Origin of the sequence: Algoriphagus sp. A40, from assembly GCF_002002735.1 — a bacterium.
Taxonomy (GTDB): Bacteria; Bacteroidota; Bacteroidia; order Cytophagales; family Cyclobacteriaceae; genus Algoriphagus.
Genome location: NZ_MUNY01000078.1, coordinates 118,263 through 136,857, shown reverse-complemented (window position 1 = coordinate 136,857; position 18,595 = coordinate 118,263). Strand labels below are relative to the sequence as shown.

At 45.6% G+C, this 18,595-nt stretch carries 21 protein-coding genes; 7 read left to right on the top strand and 14 right to left on the bottom strand.

The genetic code is table 11. From position 1 onward, the window contains the following. Nucleotides 1-64: 64 nt before the first annotated feature. Nucleotides 65-2,251: a S9 family peptidase gene (locus B0E43_RS20475; RefSeq protein WP_077353249.1), complete on the bottom strand. Its 2,187-nt coding sequence runs from the start codon at nucleotides 2,249-2,251 to the stop codon at nucleotides 65-67. 158 nt (nucleotides 2,252-2,409) lie between these two features. On the opposite strand from B0E43_RS20475, the gene B0E43_RS20470 reads away from it, so the two are divergent. Beyond that, on the top strand, nucleotides 2,410-3,396 hold the full coding sequence (locus B0E43_RS20470) for a D-alanine--D-alanine ligase (RefSeq protein ID WP_077353506.1): 987 nt from the start codon (nucleotides 2,410-2,412) through the stop codon (nucleotides 3,394-3,396). A 124-nt stretch (nucleotides 3,397-3,520) separates the two neighbouring features. Here the strand turns inward: B0E43_RS20470 and B0E43_RS31430 are convergent, their stop codons facing one another. The 10 genes from B0E43_RS31430 to B0E43_RS20420 all read right to left on the bottom strand — a co-directional run bounded on the left by B0E43_RS31430 (nucleotide 3,521) and on the right by B0E43_RS20420 (nucleotide 10,545). Then, entirely contained in the window at nucleotides 3,521-3,805 is a 285-nt protein-coding gene (locus tag B0E43_RS31430; RefSeq protein WP_077353248.1) for a type II toxin-antitoxin system RelE/ParE family toxin, read from the bottom strand. A 25-nt stretch (nucleotides 3,806-3,830) separates the two neighbouring features. Continuing rightward, a complete protein-coding gene (locus tag B0E43_RS20460) occupies nucleotides 3,831-4,043 on the bottom strand; it encodes a hypothetical protein (RefSeq protein WP_077353247.1) in 213 nt (70 codons plus the stop codon). Nucleotides 4,044-4,069: 26 nt separating this feature from the next. Next, complete coding sequence (locus B0E43_RS20455; protein WP_077353246.1) at nucleotides 4,070-4,804, bottom strand: MIP/aquaporin family protein; 735 nt, start codon at nucleotides 4,802-4,804, stop codon at nucleotides 4,070-4,072. Between the two features lies 1 nt (nucleotide 4,805). Next, nucleotides 4,806-6,305, bottom strand: a complete 1,500-nt coding sequence (gene glpK, locus B0E43_RS20450; RefSeq protein ID WP_077353245.1) for a glycerol kinase GlpK — start codon at nucleotides 6,303-6,305, stop codon at nucleotides 4,806-4,808. A 71-nt stretch (nucleotides 6,306-6,376) separates the two neighbouring features. Continuing rightward, on the bottom strand, nucleotides 6,377-7,939 hold the full coding sequence (locus B0E43_RS20445) for a glycerol-3-phosphate dehydrogenase/oxidase (RefSeq protein WP_077353505.1): 1,563 nt from the start codon (nucleotides 7,937-7,939) through the stop codon (nucleotides 6,377-6,379). A 59-nt stretch (nucleotides 7,940-7,998) separates the two neighbouring features. Next, nucleotides 7,999-8,496, bottom strand: coding sequence for a histidine phosphatase family protein (locus B0E43_RS20440; protein WP_077353244.1), 498 nt, complete (start codon nucleotides 8,494-8,496; stop codon nucleotides 7,999-8,001). Nucleotides 8,497-8,499: 3 nt separating this feature from the next. Beyond that, nucleotides 8,500-8,922: a putative toxin-antitoxin system toxin component, PIN family gene (locus B0E43_RS31425; protein WP_077353243.1), complete on the bottom strand. Its 423-nt coding sequence runs from the start codon at nucleotides 8,920-8,922 to the stop codon at nucleotides 8,500-8,502. Next, nucleotides 8,906-9,133: a hypothetical protein gene (locus B0E43_RS20430; RefSeq protein WP_077353242.1), complete on the bottom strand. Its 228-nt coding sequence runs from the start codon at nucleotides 9,131-9,133 to the stop codon at nucleotides 8,906-8,908. Before B0E43_RS20430 ends, B0E43_RS31425 begins: the two co-directional genes overlap by 17 nt. Nucleotides 9,134-9,228: 95 nt before the next feature. After that, a complete protein-coding gene (locus B0E43_RS20425) occupies nucleotides 9,229-9,963 on the bottom strand; it encodes an RluA family pseudouridine synthase (RefSeq protein WP_077353241.1) in 735 nt (244 codons plus the stop codon). Nucleotides 9,964-10,065: 102 nt separating this feature from the next. After that, nucleotides 10,066-10,545: a GNAT family N-acetyltransferase gene (locus tag B0E43_RS20420; protein WP_077353240.1), complete on the bottom strand. Its 480-nt coding sequence runs from the start codon at nucleotides 10,543-10,545 to the stop codon at nucleotides 10,066-10,068. Nucleotides 10,546-10,615: 70 nt separating this feature from the next. On the opposite strand from B0E43_RS20420, the gene B0E43_RS20415 reads away from it, so the two are divergent. The 4 genes from B0E43_RS20415 (at nucleotide 10,616) to B0E43_RS20400 (ending at nucleotide 15,746) form a co-directional block, all read left to right on the top strand. After that, nucleotides 10,616-11,389 carry a type III pantothenate kinase gene (locus B0E43_RS20415; protein ID WP_077353239.1) on the top strand — a complete coding sequence of 258 codons (774 nt, stop codon included), beginning with the start codon at nucleotides 10,616-10,618 and terminating at the stop codon, nucleotides 11,387-11,389. Between the two features lie 77 nt (nucleotides 11,390-11,466). Beyond that, a complete protein-coding gene (locus B0E43_RS20410) occupies nucleotides 11,467-12,507 on the top strand; it encodes a quinone-dependent dihydroorotate dehydrogenase (protein WP_077353504.1) in 1,041 nt (346 codons plus the stop codon). Nucleotides 12,508-12,560: 53 nt separating this feature from the next. Continuing rightward, a complete protein-coding gene (locus B0E43_RS20405) occupies nucleotides 12,561-15,059 on the top strand; it encodes a DNA translocase FtsK (protein ID WP_077353238.1) in 2,499 nt (832 codons plus the stop codon). Nucleotides 15,060-15,092: 33 nt separating this feature from the next. Then, complete coding sequence (locus tag B0E43_RS20400; protein ID WP_077353237.1) at nucleotides 15,093-15,746, top strand: outer membrane lipoprotein carrier protein LolA; 654 nt, start codon at nucleotides 15,093-15,095, stop codon at nucleotides 15,744-15,746. 47 nt (nucleotides 15,747-15,793) lie between these two features. On the opposite strand, the gene B0E43_RS20395 is transcribed toward B0E43_RS20400, so the two are convergent. Genes B0E43_RS20395 through B0E43_RS20385 form a run of 3 tightly spaced genes read right to left on the bottom strand, consistent with a single transcriptional unit; the run spans nucleotide 15,794 to nucleotide 17,346 of the window. Next, entirely contained in the window at nucleotides 15,794-16,366 is a 573-nt protein-coding gene (locus B0E43_RS20395; protein WP_077353236.1) for an aminodeoxychorismate/anthranilate synthase component II, read from the bottom strand. After that, a complete protein-coding gene (locus B0E43_RS20390; protein ID WP_077353503.1) occupies nucleotides 16,350-16,895 on the bottom strand; it encodes a CvpA family protein in 546 nt (181 codons plus the stop codon). The genes B0E43_RS20395 and B0E43_RS20390 overlap by 17 nt, the downstream gene beginning before the upstream one ends. A 1-nt stretch (nucleotide 16,896) precedes the next feature. Continuing rightward, entirely contained in the window at nucleotides 16,897-17,346 is a 450-nt protein-coding gene (locus tag B0E43_RS20385) for a GatB/YqeY domain-containing protein (RefSeq protein ID WP_077353235.1), read from the bottom strand. 62 nt (nucleotides 17,347-17,408) lie between these two features. On the opposite strand from B0E43_RS20385, the gene B0E43_RS20380 reads away from it, so the two are divergent. Together B0E43_RS20380 and B0E43_RS20375 are read left to right on the top strand one after the other, a co-directional pair. After that, nucleotides 17,409-18,125 carry a pyridoxine 5'-phosphate synthase gene (locus tag B0E43_RS20380; RefSeq protein ID WP_077353234.1) on the top strand — a complete coding sequence of 239 codons (717 nt, stop codon included), beginning with the start codon at nucleotides 17,409-17,411 and terminating at the stop codon, nucleotides 18,123-18,125. A gap of 84 nt (nucleotides 18,126-18,209) precedes the next feature. Further along, nucleotides 18,210-18,560 carry a four helix bundle protein gene (locus B0E43_RS20375; RefSeq protein WP_077353233.1) on the top strand — a complete coding sequence of 117 codons (351 nt, stop codon included), beginning with the start codon at nucleotides 18,210-18,212 and terminating at the stop codon, nucleotides 18,558-18,560. Nucleotides 18,561-18,595: the final 35 nt, after the last annotated feature.

The window sequence follows — 18,595 nt, the reverse complement described above, 5'->3', positions numbered from 1 at the left end:
AACGCTACAACAAAAAACCGCAGAATTTTCATCCTGCGGTTTTTTATTCGGCGATTATTGGGAATTACAATTTTCTCTTCAAGAAATCGGTCATCTGAGTGTAAAGATGCCAGGTGGTATTGCCTCCGTAGATCCCGTGATTTTTGTTGGGATAATAGAAAGTTTCAAATTGCTTGTCAGCCGAGATCAGGGCATTGACCAGGTCCACGGAATTTTGGAAGTGGACGTTGTCATCGCCCGTGCCGTGAATCAGAAGAAAGTTGCCTTTCAGCTTGTTCACATGTGTAATCGGGCTGTTGTCGTCATAACCGGCGGCGTTGAGTTGTGGTGTTTGCAGGTAGCGCTCTGTATAGATCGTGTCGTAATATCTCCAGGTGGTCACCGGCGCCACAGCGATTGCGGTTTTGAAGACGTCATTTCCAATCATCAGGGCAAGGGATGACATGTAACCGCCGTAAGACCAGCCCCAGATGCCGATTCGGGCAGGATCTACGAAGGGCATTTTTGCAAAGTATTTTGCCCCTTCGATCTGATCAATTGTTTCGAGCTTGCCGAGATTAGCATAAGTCGAATGCTTGAAATCACGTCCTTTGGCACCGGTACCGCGGTTGTCCACACAGGCAACGATAATCCCTTCGGCTGCCAGCTGCTGATGCCAAAAGTCACGGGTTCCACCCCATGAGTTCAGGACATTTTGAGAGCCCGGGCCACCATAGACATACATCAACACCGGATATTTTTTGGTCGGGTCAAAGTCCGACGGCTTGATAATGTAGCCGTTCAGCTCGGTGCCATCCACCGTTGGGAAGGTGAAAAACTCCTTTTTCCCCATGGCAAAACCCGCCAGACGATCCTTCAGAACCTGATTGTCTTCCAGGACTTTGATTTCTTTTCCGGAGGCATCATTCAGCGTAACTTTGACGGGAGTATCGGCAGTGGAATAGTAATCGATGTAGAATTTCCGGTCTGGACTCATGTTAATTGTATGTGTCCCCTTAGCCGGAGAAAGAACTTTTTTGCCCTTTCCGTCCAGATTAATCACATAGAAATTTCGCTCCAGTGGCGAAGCTTCTGTGGAGATGTAGTAGAGCTTCTTGGCTTTTTCGTCCACTCCGACCATAGCGCTCACTTCCCAAGATCCAGAAGTGATCTGTCGAATCAGACTTCCGTCCATGTTGTGATGGTAGATGTGCTTGAATCCATCTTGCTCCGAAGTGCGGATAAATGTTTTGCCGTCACTGAGGTATTGCAGATCATCGTTGTAGTCCAGATCCACGTAAGTCTTGGAAGTCTCGGAAATGATGAGTTTGCTGGCTCCGGTGCTGGCATCCGCGTGAAAAAGATCAAGCTGGTTTTGCAGGCGGTTTAGGCGAATGAAGGCTAACTGATTGGCGTCTTGGGTCCAGTAGATTCTTGGAAGGTAGATGTCAGTTTCGTTTCCTGAATCCACTTTTTGAGTTTTGCCCGAGGCCAGATCAAAGACATAAATGCTGACAGTTGAGTTTTTCTCACCTGCTTTTGGATATTTGAATTTGTAGTCTTTGGGATAAAGTGGTCCCCAAAGCTGCATGTTGAACTCGGGAACCTGGCTTTCGTCAAATCGGATGAAGGCGATTTTCTTGCCGTCTGGCGACCATTTGAACGCCTGTGCCATGGAAAATTCCTCTTCATACACCCAATCAGCAGAGCCGTTGATGATCTTGTTCCATTCTCCGTCCCAAGTGATTTGAGTTGTTTTGTTTGTTACCAGATCGACCAGGTAAAGATTGTTTTCTTTGACAAAAGCTACTTTGTCATTGCCTGGGGAGAGCGTGGCATAGGAGATTTTCTCCCCGTTCATGAGTTGTTGCTTTTGGCCGGAGGCCATATCGACAACATAAAAAATGCCTTTTGAAGAGCGTCTGTAGATGGATTCCACATCAGTAGCGATCAGGGCCTTGGATTCATCGGCATTGAATGAGTAGGAGGAAAAACTCACTCCCAAAGCACTTCCATCCAGCAAAACCCCTGCTTCTTCGCCTGTAGACACATTCCTTTTGACTACCGCAGGAGCTCCGTTCTTTTCTACCAAAGCACTGTAAAACTGTCCATCATTCATCCAGTTGATTCCGGAAACTGACTTTTGGGTGAATGTGCCTTTTTTGAAAACATCCTCCAGAGTTACTTTTTTCAGGTTCTGGGCCTGAGTGTTAAGTGCCAAGCCAACTGAGAAAATCAGGGCAAGGGTCCACACGTTCCACTTTTTAATCATACTAATTGTATTTGGGTAAAAACACTTGAATTTCAGCTGGCGAATATAGGAAACCTCCGGAAATGCCACCAAGGGTTTTAAACAAGCGGAGGGTTTTGGTGAAAACCTTGGTGGGTAAAGAGAAATTGCCCTATTTCGCAATAGAAATTTTTCGAGCCATGAAGAAAACAATTGCCCTAGTCACCGGTGGTTTTACCGGAGAATCTGTCATCTCACTGAAAAGTGCTGCCGTGGTCGAAAAGACCATCGACCGGGAAAAATATGAGGTGTATAAAATCTTCATTTATCCGGGAGACTGGCATTATCTCAATTCTGGCGGGGAAAAAATCCCGGTGAATCTGAATGATTTCAGCATCAGTCTGGGTGATGAGAAAATCACTTTTGACGGCGTATTCAACATCCTCCACGGCTCTCCGGGAGAAGACGGCAAACTGGCCGGATACTTTGATATGCTTGGCATCCCCTATACCACCTGCGACCAATTGACCTCGGCAATCACCATGAACAAGGGCTACACTAAGGCAATTGCGCAGGATATTCCGGAACTAAACGTGGCGAGATCGATACAGCTTTTCGAAAATGTGGCCGAAAATGTCTCAAAAATCCAGGCAGACTTGACATTGCCGCTTTTTATCAAACCCAATAACGGCGGTAGCTCTATTGGCATGAGTAAGGTGAAAACTTGGGAAGAATTGCCTGAGGCTTTGGAAAAAGCATTTGCCGAGGACACCCAAGTCCTCGTGGAGGAGTTTGTGTCTGGCCGGGAATTTTCTGTTGGAATTTTCAAGGGTAAAGGTAAAATCACGGTTTTACCCGCTACGGAAATCGTGAGCAGCAAGGAATTTTTTGACTATGAAGCCAAATATGTCCCCGGAGTCTGTGAGGAAATTACTCCAGGAAGGATGATCGAAGAGGAAGTGGAGCGAGTAGGTCGGATCGTGACCAAAGTCTATGAAAAACTAAACTGCAAAGGTGCCGTGCGGATCGATTACTTCCTTCAACATGAGACTGGCAAATTCTTTTTTATCGAGATCAACACTGTGCCGGGACAGACTGAAACCAGTCTGATTTCCCAACAAGTACGGGCCACAGGAATGGAAGTACGGGAGTTCTATACTCAGTTGATTGAGGAGATGTTTTCCTAAGAGGCAAGAGCCAAGAAGTAAGAAAGCCCGGATTAGAAGTCCGGGCTTTCTTCTGATTTGTATATTTGGTGATTATAATTCCCAAAAACACGTATTCCTGGGAATTAAGATCGCTAAAAATACATTATTCCTGATTTTTCAGCTTTTCGTTTAAATCTTTAGGGTCTTGACGATTGTCCCAAATCAGCAATATTTTTATTTGAGTTGATTTGGAAACATAAAACAGAGAAATATTCGGGTGAACCAAAATCCTTCTGATTTGGGAATTCTTTACTTTAAAGCCAATGTTTGGATTATCTTGGACTCTATCGATCTTCTGATCAACCAAATCATAGAATTTGTCGACAATCCCATCGTTCCAACTGTTTCTCAAAAAATTGACCGTTTCCTGTAAAGTCTGTATCGCAATCGGAGTCCAAAAATTTCAATATGACTCATTTTTTACCAAAAATGTCTCTTGTTTTGGTATGCCGAATTAGATGATCATCTGCTGTTTGATTGGAAATTTCCAATAATTCAGATATTTCAAGAGGAAGCACCTCACCGTCCAATTGCTTTTTCAACTCTTCCAAACTCCCGAGCAATTGCTCGTTTTCAATTTGAACGATCCATTTGATAAGATTCACTTTTCTTTTCTCCAATTCCATACCCCTAATTTAAAGATATTTAGACACTAACTCCCCACCACCAGATACAAACCTGCTGCTAATGCACACCCGATGATCGGGCCTACGATCGGTACCCAGGCATATCCCCAATCCGAACTTCCTTTTCCTTTGATCGGTAGAATCTGATGCATAATTCTTGGTCCCAGATCACGGGCAGGATTGATCGCATAGCCAGACGTGCCTCCCAAAGCTAAGCCAATCACCCAAACCAAAAAGGCTACGGGTATCCCGCCCACAGACCCCAAACCGATCGGTGTTGCTTCAGTACTTTCCAATTTTGCTCCTGAGATATACAGGATTACAAAAATCAAAACAAATGTCCCAAGGATTTCTGAAGTCAAACTGGTGTTGAAATTTCGAATTGCGGGATCTGTGCAAAATGGAGCCCGCTTCAATCCAGGATCATCCGCGAGGTCAAAATGATCACGATACATCAGCCAAGCCAAAAATGAACCCAACATCGCTCCACCAATCTGAGCCAAAATATATCCCGGGGCCAAAGCCCAGTCAAATTTTCCGGCAATTCCCAATCCGACCGTCACCGCGGGATTGAGGTGGGCGCCGCTGTAAGGACCAGCGACCACAACGCCGCAAAATACCGCCAAAGCCCAAGCGGTGGTGATGGCGATCAGCCCACCTCCATTTCCTTTTGTTTGCGGCAAAACGACATTAGCCACTACGCCGGATCCCAATAAAAGTAGGACCCCGGTCCCGATAAATTCTGCGATATACGGATTCATATTATTCTACCCAGTGTTTGGAGCGTTCTACTGCTTTGTGCCAAAAATGTATCAATTTTTCCTGCTTTTCTGCAGGCATTTCCGGTTTGAAACTTTTGTCGGCTTGCCAAAGCGACTGAAGTTCTTCCTGATTTTTCCAAAAACCAACAGCCAGCCCAGCCAGAAAAGCAGCTCCAATAGCAGTGGTTTCAATGATTTTTGGCCGTTTGATTTCGCAACCTAACAAGTCTGCCTGGAATTGCATCAGAAAATTGTTTGCCGTGGCGCCTCCGTCCACCCGGAGTTCCTGAGTCGGCTTTCCACTGTCCTTCTCCATCGCTTTGAGTACATCATACACTTGGTAAGCAATGGCTTCAAGCGCCGCCCTTGTCATGTGAGCGATGGTTGTCCCTCGTGTGATTCCAAAAAATGCACCTCTTGCCTCCTGATCCCAATGCGGCGCTCCCAATCCGGAAAGGGCCGGAACAAAGTAAACTCCGTCGTTGTCCTCCAAGCTCATTGCTAGCTTTTCGGTTTCTGATGCTTTTTTGAAAAGCTCAAGTCCGTCACGAAGCCACTGCACTGCCGCCCCGCCAATGAAAACAGAGCCTTCCAAGGCATAATTTATTTCATCTCCGATCTTCCAGGCGACGGTGGTCAAAAGTTGATTTTGGGAGCGTACGGCTTCTTTTCCGGTATTCATAACCAGAAAACAGCCCGTGCCATAGGTCGTCTTTGCCATGCCCGGTTCGGTACAAAGCTGGCCGAAAAGTGCCGCCTGCTGATCTCCTGCTACCCCTGCTATGGGGATTTTGGCGCTCAAAACATCACCAATCGTTTCACAAAAAACTTCACTGCAAGACTTTACTTCGGGAAGCATGGCCTTGGGAATTTCAAAAAGATCCAGCAGTTCTTTATCCCATTCCTGAGTATGAATATTGAAAAGCATGGTTCGACTGGCATTGGTGATGTCGGTCAAGTGGGCTTTTCCGGAGCTCAACTTCCAGATCAGCCACGAGTCCACGGTGCCAAAAGCAAGCTCTCCGGCTTCCGCCCTTTCTCTGGCTCCTTTCACGTTTTCTAGAATCCACCTTACTTTGGTTGCTGAAAAATAGGCATCGATGATCAGGCCCGTTTTGGCTGCAATTTTTTCAGCGAGTCCTTTTTCTTTCAGTTCATTGCAAAAAGCCGCCGTCCGTCTGTCCTGCCACACAATGGCTTTATGGATGGGCTTTCCCGTTTTCTTTTCCCAAACTATGGTAGTTTCGCGCTGATTGGTGATGCCGATCGCTGCGATCTCATCTGCTCGGATATCCTTGTTGACCAAGGCCTCGATCATCACCGAAGACTGGCTGGTCCAGATTTCGTTGGCATCGTGCTCGACCCAACCTTGTTTGGGAAAAAATTGCTTGAATTCCTTTTGGGCGACAGAAACTATCTGGCCTTGTTTATCAAAAATGATGGCTCTCGAACTGGTTGTCCCTTGGTCCAAGGCCATGAGGTAGGGTTTGTTTTGGGTCATTGTTTTGGGTTGAATCTTTAATTGTTAATCTTTTGACCAGGATGGGTCACAAAATGTATTTCCAATTTCAATTACTTAATCAAATACTTTTCTCCGGTGATTTTAAAATCAGCCAGCTCCATTTCGATCCAAGCGGAGTCTTTTCCAAGTTCCGAAGCCATGATTTTTGCTACTTTTTCCGCTGAATCCAATGCTGCCTGTGCATCCAGGATCAACATCCGGATTCTTCGGGAAAGGACATCTTCAATTTTGAGGGCCATTTCATGTCTGACTGCCCAAACAACTTCGGCCAGAATATTCGGAAAGTCAGGATGGATTTTTTCGGAAAGTTTTGGGTCCGCTTTTACCAAATCCTGAATCAAGGCTGCGTCCGAACCGTACACTCCCCAATGTCCATCTGGTATCGCTTTGGTAAATCCATGCAACAAAACATCCTTTGATCTGGATGGGGCCAGTGAAATCCCTGTGATTTTTGGAAAATAATCTACGGTATCCTCCCCCATCTTTCGGAAAGTTGTCCACTTACCTCCGGTGAGCGAAACCAGGCCGCTTTCCGAGACAATCACTTTGTGCGAACGGGAAATTTCTTTGGTTTTTGTGCTGCCTTCCTTGGGTCTGGCCAATGGTCTAAGTCCTGCAAATACTGCCTTAACATCCGCTCGGGTTGGCTTTCGGGTTAGGTATCCGGCTGCTGTTTCCAAGACAAAATCAATTTCCTTTTGTAGGGCTTCTGGCTCGAGTTTGGCTTTTTCGCGAAGGGTATCGGTGGTTCCGACCACGAGTTTGCCATGCCAAGGGACTGCGAAAAGCACCCGGCCATCCCGTGTCTTTGGGATCATGAGTGCATCATCTCCACCCAAAAATTCACGATCCAAAACCAGATGAATCCCCTGGCTGGGTTGAATGGTCTTTGGAGCTTCCGGATTGTCCATCTGGAGGATTTTGTCGGCGAAAACCCCTGTAGCATTCACCACCATCCTTGCATTTATCTCGTACTTTTTTTTAGATAAAAGATCCTGTACGACAAGCCCGTCAATTTTCCCAGAGGGACCTTTCGAAAGTGCGGTTACCTTGGTGTAGTTGAGAATGCAGGCTCCTGCGTGGTCAGCAGTCTGGGCAATAGACAGCGCCAGTCTGGCATCGTCAAACTGCCCGTCATGATAAACAATACCTCCGAAAAGCCCATTGGAATTGATGCCGGGCATCCGGCGGAGGGTTTCTTCCCTGGAAATGTATCGAGAAGAACCAAGACTCAAATTGGCAGCCATATAGTCATACATCTTGAGGCCGGCGCTGAATTGAATCCGATCCCAAAGCGTGTACACCGGGATGATAAAAGCCTGGTTTCTGGTAAGATGAGGCGCATTTTTGAGCAATCGACCACGCTCTCTGAGAGCCTCAAGCACCAAAAGAACGTCGCCTTGGGCTAGGTAGCGTACTCCTCCATGGAGCAACTTGGTGCTGCGGCTGGAGGTGCCTTTGGCAAAATCCGCCTTTTCGAAAAGTGCTACAGAAAGTCCTCTGGAAACAGCATCGAGTGCAACCCCAAGCCCTGAGGAACCTCCCCCGATCACGGCGATGTCCCAGATTTTATCCGAATTTTGGAGTTGCTTTAAATTTTCGTTTCGGTCCATTTTTCCCCCTGCTTGATTTTTCAAGATAGAGGAATTGGACCATCAAAAGAATATCCGTCCTAAAAATCCTTATAAACTTTTCGGCTGACCGAGGATGAATTGGGCTCGAGTGTGACGATATAGATATAGTCGTATTCCAAATCGGTCAAATCATCGAATTTTGGACTTTCTCCGACGAAATAATTTGCCAATTGACTGACCGTATTGCTGTGTCCCACAACCAACACATTCCCCTCCAACTTTCTGAGTTGCTCTACCAAAGCATCGTTATTTTTGGGATCGTAGGTTTGGATTTCAAGGCCAGCACCAGATGCGGTGGGCTCTGCGGTAAGTTTGGTTCGCTTGTAATCTGTCGAAAAAACATGCTTGATCTCCTGATCCTGCAGGATCTGAGCAAGCTTTTGAGCTCTGACTCCTCCTACATAGGCCAATTCAGGATCATTACCTTCCAATTGCTTTTCGGCATGGCGAACGATGTAGATGGTTTTGGGTTGGTTTTGGGAGGTGCAAGAGAAAAATAGGGCTGCAATGGCAACCAACAAAGTCAATTTTTTCATGAGTTAATATTTTGACTTGAGAATTAATTCCACAAATTCTTTTGGGGGAAGAATTTTGGTGTTTCGGAATGAAGGGAATTTAAAATCTTGGGAGTTTCCAGTAATCAAGTAATCGGCTTTGGATTCTAAACAAAGTTCAAGGAATTTATTGTCGCTTTTGTCCTGAAGCAGTTCTACCTTTTCTATTGGTTCGAAATTAAGGGCATGATTTTTCAAAAAATGTAAAACCATTGTCACATTTTCGGAAAATGCTGGAAACCTTGAGAATTTAGGCCTTGCCAAAACTGCCTTATATTCCTCAAATACCAGATTTGACAGGCAAATTTCCATGTTCTCACTCTCAATTACTCTTTCTAAAATGATTGAAGGGTAGCCTTTGGAAATTAGCGCAGAAACCAAAATATTAGTATCAAGAATGACTTTCATCCCTAATAGCTTTGATTTCCAAATCAATCTCCTCGGGAGAAAGATTTGATAAACCAGTCTTCTTTGCGATAGTTTGAGCGTTTTTAAGAGCCTGTTTGGCAAAGTCCTGGGTGATTTTATCCACCAAATCACCAAAATCCATACTGGATGTTTTCTCTAGATTGTACCTGGAAACATCCTTTGAATCCACTTTTATAGTTATCGTCTTCATTACTCCAATATTTAACCTCAAATTAATCAATCAGGTTTATAAATTGGTTATGCACCGATATTTTGTCCCAATCATGAGAAGAAGAGAAGGAACAATCAACCTGAATAGGTATTGTCCAAATGCTGGTCTTTCGCTCTGATTTCTTCAAATTCCAGGAATTGCTCCCAAAATTCAGACTCTGGCAAAGCCGCTCTCATGTAGAGCTTTTCCTTGCGGATCGGATGGACAAAAATCAGGTGAAAGGCATGCAAGTTGATGCTTGCGTCCGGGTTTGGTTTGGCAAAACCATACTTCACATCTCCCCGGATCGGGCAACCCATTGATGCAAGCTGCACCCGAATCTGGTGCGGACGCCCCGAAATAGGACGGACTTCCAGCAACCAGTGGTCATTCATATAGCCAAGGGTTTTATAATTCAGCTCAGCCTTTTGAGATCCCGGGACTTCCTGATCATGAGCCGTGACGACATTTTTAAATTCGTCCTTGGTCAACCAATGTGTCAATTTTCCCTGCTCTTCTTTTGGCCGTCTTTTGACAATTGCCCAATAAACTTTATGAATGTCCCGCTTGCGGAAAAGCTCCATCATGCGCTCCAGGCCTTTGGAAGTGCGGGCAAAAGCCACCAATCCGCTTACCGGACGGTCTAGTCGATGCACAGGATGAAGAAACACATCCCCGGGCTTGTTATATTTTGACGCGATATAATCTTTGCAATAATCTGTCAGGGTTTTGTCGCCAGTTTTGTCACCCTGTACCAGGATGCCCGCGGCCTTATTGACGATCAGGAGGTGGTTGTCCTCATAGACAACGGTAAATGGCTTCTTTCTCATAATGAATCACAAAGGTAGGCTTTATTTTGGGACCGAAGACCGAAGACGGGAGACCGAAAATTTCTTCCGTCTCCCGTCTTCGGACCTCCAGCCCATTTGGGGCTATTTTTTCAAAAGCTCCTTAATCTCGTAATCCTGCAGATGCGCATTGAGCCAGCCTGCTTCGAGTACTGCACCGTATTTTTTGTAAAAATTGATTGCAGGCTCATTCCAATCTAGCACTTGCCACATCATCCCCGTGCAGTTGGCTTGCAGGGATTTGGCCATCACTCGGTCAAAAAGCAGTTTTCCGGCCCCATTGCCTCTCTCGGACTCCGTCACCACGATGTCTTCCAGATAAAGTCTTTTGCCCTTCCAGGTGCTATAGCGGTAGTAGTAGATGGCGATTCCGATGATTTCTCCAGTGCTGTTTTTTTCGCAGACAAAAATCCCATAGACTGGGTTTGGCCCAAAACCATCTTCCTTCATCAATTCCAGGGTATTGGTGACCTGCTCGGGGGCTTTTTCATACAATGCCAGTTCTTTAATTAGTTCGAGGACTCTGGGTAGGTCTTCAATCTTGCCTTCGCGGAGGGAATACATAAGCGGAAAGTGAATAGAGATTTGGTAATTACTTTTGTGAAGGCCTAAATTAGTCAAAACCTGAGAAAGAATGTTTTTAGCCATCGATGCCGGCAATTCCAATGTTGTATTTGCACTTTTTGATCAAAAGAGCGGAAAATGGACCAATCAATTCCGGCTGGAAACCCAAACTCCAAAGTTGATTTCTCAATTGGGAAAGAAAGTACCGGTCTATTTTTTAGAGCATGGAATTCTGCCGCAACAGATCGAGAAAATCGGATTCAGCTCCGTAGTTCCAGAGATCAATTCGATCATTGACCAATTCTGCCAAAGCTATTTCGGCCTTTCACCCTATCAGATTTCTCCGAAAAGCTACGGCAAACTTCCTATCAAATCCCTTCGACCAAATGAAATCGGAACTGATCTGATGTGCAATGTGATGGCTGCTTTTTCAAAACACTTCAAACCAGTGATCGTGGTGGATTTTGGGACTGCGCTGACCTTCACGGCAGTGAATTCTACTGGAGAAATTCTTGGGGTAAACATTGTCCCCGGCCTAAAAACCGCTATCAAGGCGCTTTTCATGAACACCTCAAAATTGCCGGAGGTAGATCTAAAACTTCCGGAATCAGTTCTGGGCAAAAACACCATCCATGCCATTCAGGCTGGCATTCTCTACGGATACACCGGTTTGGTCAAAGGAATGATTGAGGCAATTGAATCTGAAACCAAGCTGAAATTCACAATAATCGCAACCGGTGGCCTTGCAGCCATCCTTACGACTTTGGAAAAAACCTTTGACGAGATTGATCGCAACTTGACTTTGGAAGGTCTCAGGATGATAACAGAAGCGAACTCAGACTGAGGGGAAAACCTTGGCATTCGATCGGCATTTTCTGGGATCAATTCCTAACTTTGGCAATCAAACCCCAGCCTAAACCTGTGTACAAATCCCTGCTTAAGCCGCTCTTTTTTCTCAAAAAACCCGAAGACGCGCATCATTTCACCTTTGACCTGACCAAGCTGACTTTCAATCTACCGATTGTAAATTCGATCGTAAAGTCAACTTTTGAACTAGAAGATCCGAGGCTGGAGAGGGAAGTTTTTGGGCTGAAATTCAAAAATCCGGTGGGATTGGCGGCAGGTTTCGACAAAGACGCCAAACTCATCGACGAAATGGCGATGCTCGGTTTTGGGTTTATCGAAATCGGCACCCTAACCCCAAAGCCGCAGGAAGGAAATCCCCTTCCGCGATTGTTCAGACTTCCTCAGGACGAAGCACTGATCAACCGAATGGGCTTCAACAACGGTGGGGTTTTGAATGCTGTGGAGCGTTTGAAAAACCGCAAATCCAACGTGATTGTCGGTGGAAACATCGGCAAAAACAAGGTCACTCCAAATGAAAATGCCGTAGAAGACTACTTGTTTTGCCTGGAAGCCCTGCATCCTTATGTCGACTATTTTGTAGTAAATGTCAGTTCGCCAAACACCCCAAATCTTAGGGATCTGCAGGAAAAAGAACCCCTAAAGCAATTGTTGCAGGCTGTAAAATCTGCAAACGACAAGAAACCGAACCCCAAGCCAATCCTATTGAAAATAGCTCCTGATCTCACGGATGGACAGTTGGACGACATCGTGGATATCGTAAGGGAAACCGGAATCGCTGGTGTGATCGCGACCAATACTACCATCGACCGTTCGGAATTGAGCACTCCTAAAAGTGAGGTGGAAGCCATCGGTGCCGGCGGGGTAAGTGGCAGGATTTTGGCAAAAAGAAGTACAGAAGTCATCCGATATCTGCATCAGAAATCCCAAGGAGCATTTCCTATTGTTGGTGTTGGGGGGATTTTCTCAGCAGAAGATGCTATCGAAAAGCTGGAAGCGGGAGCTAGCCTTATTCAGGTCTACTCGGGCATGATTTATGAGGGACCAGGTTTGATTAAAAAGATCAAAAAAGGACTTCTGGCATATTTTTCCCGGTAAGTTGTCTTTGATTGGCCTTTTGGCTAAAATTAAAATTGTACTTTCAAGCTTAGATGGCATCAGAATCTCCCGGCAAAAATACCTTTCGAAAGAAATCCGAAAATACCAAAAAGGCGCCTCCGCAACCCAAAGGGCCTGGTTTTTCTTTTGGTAAAGTCCAATTCAAGCAACTTCCGCTGACCTTGGGAATCATTCTGATTTCTGCCTCCATCTTTTTGTTCATTGCCTTTATCAGCTATCTAATCAACGGTCCGGCTGACCAAAGTCTGGTCATGAACAATCCGGATCAGGCCATCCGAGATTCTGCCCGTGAATCCCAAAACTGGGTAGGCTACCTTGGTGCGCAGGCTTCCCATTGGCTGATTTACCGCTGGTTTGGGATCGCAGCATTTCTGATTCCGCCATTTCTTTTTCTGGTTGGCTTTCGCTGGACTTTTAAGTTTTCTCTGATTCCACTGACCCGCTATTCCATTTTCGCGCTGTTTTTTACAGCCTGGTTGGGGCTTATGCTGGGCTACATCGTGATTTTGGTGGAGGGATATTCGTATTGGAGTTTCCTTTCTGGAGGCTTTGGATACGAATTGGCCAAGCTTTCCAGTGATTTTCTGGGCATGGGAACTTTCATCCTGATTTTCGGAGCCTTTCTGATTTTCGTTGTCCTTTTCTTTGGCTTGGAGCAATTGAATTGGTTTTCCCCAAAAACATCCTCCGAGGAGGAAATTGAGCTCTCTTCCGCTATAAATGGGCGAAGCAAAAAGGCTAATCCTTTCCTGAATGAGGAAGAGGAAGAGGAAGATTTCCCAGAGCCAGAGGAGGAAATAGATGACGATGGAAGTGCTTGGGAAGTGAAAAGCGCCTTGCCCGAAGAACCGGAATTACCATTTGACCTGCCTGATCTCGATGAGGAAGAGGAGGATATTTTCGATGTTCCCCAAGTAAATTTATTGGAAGAACCAATTGGGAAAAGTAGTACCATCAAGGATGGGAATTTCTCCATCAAAAAAGCCCCCGAAGAGGAAAAAACCGCTCAGGAAGTCGAAAATCTCGACCCCTACGACCCGACCCTTGACCTGCCTAGATACAAATATCCTACCCTCGATTTGCTGAATGAGTACGACATCAAAAAGGTGACCGTAACCATGCAGGAACTACAGGAAAACAAGGACAAAATCGTCACCACACTGAAAAACTTCCAGATTGGAATCCAGGGAATTCAGGCGACGATCGGGCCTACTGTGACCCTCTATGAAATAGTGCCTGATCCGGGAGTAAAGATCTCCAAAATCAAAAATCTCGAAGACGACATCGCTTTGAGTTTGGCGGCATTGGGGATACGGATCATCGCTCCAATTCCCGGAAAAGGCACCATCGGTATCGAAGTACCCAACAAAAACCGTGAACTGGTTCCTGCAAGGGCTGTTTTGGGAACTGAAAAATTCCTGAAATCCGACAAGGATCTACCGATTGCTTTAGGAAAAACAATCTCCAATGAGGTCTTTGTAGCGGATCTTGCCAAAATGCCTCACCTTCTGATGGCCGGGGCAACTGGTCAGGGGAAATCCGTTGGATTGAATATGATCCTTGCTTCCCTGATTTACAAAAAACATCCATCACAGTTGAAGTTTGTCCTTGTCGATCCTAAAAAAGTGGAATTGACGCTGTTCAACAAGATTGAACGCCATTTCCTGGCCAAGCTGCCGGGATCGGAAGAAGCGATCATCACCGATACCAAAAAGGTCATTTATACGCTCAATTCCCTTTGTATCGAAATGGATAATCGGTACAACCTGCTGAAAGATGCTGGCTGCCGAAATCTGAAAGAATACAATGCGAAATTCATTGCCCGCAAACTCAATCCGGAAAAGGGCCACTATTTCATGCCCTACATTGTCCTTGTAATAGATGAATTGGCGGATTTGATGATGACTGCCGGAAAAGAAATCGAGGCACCAATTGCCCGCTTGGCCCAGCTTGCACGTGCTATCGGGATTCACCTGGTCGTAGCCACCCAAAGACCTTCTGTAAACGTGATCACCGGTATTATTAAAGCCAATTTCCCTGCCCGGCTTTCCTTCCGTGTGACATCCAAGATTGATTCCCGAACGATCCTCGATGCCGGAGGCGCTGACCAATTGATCGGTCAGGGAGATATGTTGCTTTCCTTAGGTTCTGAGATGACCCGAATCCAGTGTGCATTCTTGGATACACCAGAAGTCGATGCGATCTGCGATTGGATCGGTGAACAGAAGGGTTATTCAGACGCTTACCTTTTGCCTGAATTTGTCGGGGAAGACGGCGAGGGCTCACTTTCCAGTGTCGACCTTTCCGACCGAGATCCCCTTTTCGATGAAGCAGCACGATTGATTGTTTTGCATCAGCAAGGCAGTACTTCCCTGATTCAGCGCAAGCTAAAGCTCGGTTACAATCGCGCAGGAAGAATTGTCGATCAACTGGAGGCTGCAGGGATTGTGGGTTCGTTTGAAGGATCAAAAGCCCGTGAGGTGTTGATTCAGGATGAAGCTAGTTTGGAACGGTTATTGAATAGCTTGTAAACGCTGTTTTATCAGTTCCATCAGCCCTTATTCATGAAGTTCCATTCCCAAATTCTTCTTCTTTTTTTACTCGTTTTAACGGGTTTTGAGTCTTTTGCCCAAAAAGATCCAAAAGCCAAAGCAGTACTCGATGGCATGAGCCAAAAGTACCAAAGCATGAAAGGCTTCACTGCAGGCTTTGATTACACTTATCAGGATGAGGCAGGCACCGGAGATCGCCAATCCGGGGAAATCGCTGTTAACGGAGATAAATACCGGCTTAAACTTCCCGACCAGGAAATTTACAACGATGGCAAAACCGTCTGGACTTTTATCCAAACTTCCACCTACAAGGAAGTCACCATCAACGATGCCTCTCAAATGGAAGGCGAGCTCACACCCTCAAACGTTTACAAAATGTACCAGTCCGGCTTTAACTACAAGCTATTAGCCGACAAGACCTATCAGGGAAAAACAGCGAATGTGGTCGAACTGACGGCACAGAAATCCAATGCTCCTTTCAAACAGGTGAAGTTAATGGTAGACAAAACGACCAAGGATTTGCTGGGTTGGGAAATGTTTGACGGGCAGGGCGGCATGTTTTCCTATTCTTTCAAAAACCTAAAAGCTGCGCCTAGCCTGCCGGCTGATTATTTCACTTTCGATCCCAAAAAATATCCGGGGATAGAGGTGATTGACCTGAGATAATTGCGTCCAGTGTGGAAAATCGAAGATTTGGATCACCTTCCAAGTCTTTAACCCGAAGTCTTCCAGCTCCTCAGCCAATCCAAAATCAATTCCAAGCCGTGCTCCGTTAGGTAAGCCTCAGGATGATATTGAATTCCCAAAATCGGCAGGGAACGATGGGCAATTCCCATGATTTCTCCCGAGTCTGTTTCCAAAATTGGCTCCAGGCAATCAGGTAAATTCTTTAACTGAAGGGAATGATACCGGGTCACCTGAAATTTTTCAGGAAGATTTTGGGTGAAAAAATGCGATTGGGTCTTATGGATTTCATGAACTTTACCATGAGTTGGAACTGCATTTTTGACCAGCTCAGCTCCGAAAAACTCCCCGATTGCCTGATGGCCCAGGCAGACTCCAAGTACTGGAACCTTATCATAGTATTTTTCCAAAATCGACATCAGGTGACCGGAATTGGAAGGAATTCCCGGCCCTGGAGAAAGAATAAGTCCCTGGAATTCGATCCTTTCGATTTCCTCAGGACTCACATCATTTCTTAAAATGGTCAACTCCGCTCCGGTTTGCCTGATCAGATCGGCGAGGATATGACTGAAGGAATCAAAGTTGTCAATCAGCAGCAGCATCCTTGAATCCGTCCACAATCTCTGCGACTGTCTTTTCCATCTCCTTGATTTTTGGAACCAGGGGTTCGAGAACCCAAATCACCCCCGGAGCTAAGGGTTCAATGTATTGGAGGGATTCGCTTTTTGCACTCCATTCCTTGGGCATTTTTAGGTCAAAGAGATTGGCCAGCCAGAGAAACAGACTGATGAAAAATGCAGCTTTGACAATCCCCAAAATCGCTCCGCCGATGCTGTCCAGTCCACCCAGCAGGATTAGGTTCATCATTTTTTTCAAAATCCAGCCGGCAATACCAACGATTGCCAGGGTGATACAGAACACAATCAAAAAAGCAATGATCGGAAAAGCAAAGGTCAAACTGTCTGAATGCTCTGCCAGATATTTACTCACAGGCTCCATGAAATAAACCCCAAGAATAATTGCCAAAACAAATCCTATGAGGCCTACAATACTCATCAATAGACCTTTCTTGTAACCTTCGTAGGCTCCAAGGAAAATTAAAAAAAGAATGACAATATCTATCGTCTCCAACTCAGCTGTTCAAAAGGGCTTTTACTTTATCAGCAATCGCTTTGCCATCAGCTTTCCCAGCCAGGGCTTTGGTAGCACCCATTACCTTACCCATATCTTTCGGCCCGGATGCACCAACCTCAGCGATGATATTTTGAATGGCAGCGGTCAATTCTTCATCAGTCAGTGCTTTTGGCAAAAACTCCTGGATCACGGCCAATTCCGCCAGCTCTACCTCAAGCAAATCGGCGCGATTTTGTTGCTGATAGATGTCTGCTGAGTCCTTGCGCTGTTTGGCGGCTTTGGTCAAAAGTTTCATTTCTTCGTCTTCTGTGATTTCCCCTTTGAAGCCTTCTTTGGTTTCTTCCAAAAGGATCATGGATTTGATCGCACGCAGGGCAATCAGTCGCACCTTATCTTTAGCAATCATTGCCGATTTAATTTCTCCTTCTATTTTCTGCTTTAAAGCCATTAGTCCTAAGTTTGTGTTTCCTCGAAAATTTCGGGTAAAAATACCCTTTTTTCCCAGCTGAAATGACGAAACTGAGTGTAAATATCAACAAGATCGCCACCCTGCGGAATGCCCGGGGAGCAAATAATCCTGATGTAGTCAAAGTAGCTCTGGACTGTGAGCGTTTTGGATCCCAGGGGATTACCGTACATCCCCGACCCGATGAGCGCCATATCCGTTATCAGGATGTGCTGAATTTGGCAAAAGTCGTGACCACTGAATTCAACATCGAAGGCTATCCGGATCAGCGATTTATGCAATTGATCCGAGCGGTCAAACCTGCCCAAGCCACACTCGTACCCGATCCGCCGGATGCAATTACTTCCAATTCGGGTTGGGATACGATTACCCATCAAAGCATGCTTCGGGATATCGTGGCAGAATTGCATGAGATCGGTACCCGGGTATCCATTTTCATCGATCCCGTGGCGAAATTCTTTGAACCCGCCAAACTCACCGGCACGGATCGGGTAGAATTGTACACCGAACCTTATGCCGCCCACTATCACCAAAATCGCAAAAAGGCCGTTGCTCCCTATGTAGAAGTTGCAAAAATCGCCAAGGAATTGGGCCTCGGTTTGAATGCTGGGCATGATTTGGATCTGCACAACTTGGCATTTTTGGCACAAAGTATTCCTCATTTGGAAGAAGTCTCCATTGGCCATGCCTTGGTTTGTGATGCGCTTTACTTTGGCTTGGAAAACACGATTCAGATGTATCGGAGGCAGTTGGAGGTTTAGTTTTTGGTCAACAGTCCACTGACGACGGTCAACGGCCCGTGTTAGTGAACTGCAATCCCTAAAGCAACTTTTAAACATTCACTTATGGCTTTCAAATTTGAAGAATTGAGGGTTTGGGAATTGGCGATTAATCTGTCTGCAGAAGTCAGCAAATTGGTTAAATCATTTCCCGGGGAAGAAAAGTTTGTACTCGCTTCCCAGATTCAGCGAGCAGCCGATTCGGTGGCATTAAATATTGCAGAAGGTTCTACTGGTCAGTCCAACGCTGAATTCAAAAAGTTTCTCGGATATGCGATTCGATCTGCGATAGAGGTGGTAAGCTGTTTATATCTGGGAAAGAAAAGAAGCCTTATAAATGAGGAAGATTTCTCCCGATTATATTCCAACTATGAAACCTTGATCATTAAAATTCAAGCATTACGAAATTCTTTCTAGAGTTGGAAATTCGATTTTAATACTACTCGGCTGTC